The sequence below is a fragment of the Pseudomonas sp. 2822-17 genome (assembly GCF_002742485.1).
Taxonomy (GTDB): Bacteria; Pseudomonadota; Gammaproteobacteria; order Pseudomonadales; family Pseudomonadaceae; genus Aquipseudomonas; species Aquipseudomonas cyclaminis.
Genome location: NZ_LJRZ01000825.1, coordinates 1 through 378 on the forward strand (window position 1 = coordinate 1; position 378 = coordinate 378).

General features: G+C 38.4%; 1 protein-coding gene. It reads left to right on the top strand.

Features of this window, described 5'->3' with window-relative positions; translation table 11 throughout:
* Positions 1-77: 77 nt before the first annotated feature.
* On the top strand, positions 78-378 hold a 301-nt coding region (locus tag AOA60_RS33110; RefSeq protein WP_218240917.1), incomplete at its 3' end, for a hypothetical protein.

A 378-nucleotide genomic window follows, 5' to 3' on the forward strand; every position in this document is an offset into this window, starting at 1 on the left:
GGTATGTCCAGAACCAAATAGAACGAATAAATGATATTTTTCACACGATCAGTCAAGTTCAAAGGGAAAATAGGGAAATGTCTGAAGAAGCAGAAGAGATAGAATCTAGACTTGAAGAGATTGCTGAGCTTGAAGACGAAGAAGGAGAGCTTGAACCTGAGTTAGAAGAAGAAAGGGAACTACTAGAGGAATCAATGCCTTCTGTCATGAGTGTTGATGAACAAGTTGAACGTGTTAGAAGTATTATTTCTCAACATACGAGTCAGGACCTTTCAGATGAAACATTAGTTACGTTGTTGGAAACTTCTGCAGAAAATTTAGAGATAGCACAGGAAACAACAACGAGTGCTATCCACGATGTGATGAGTGATGAAATTC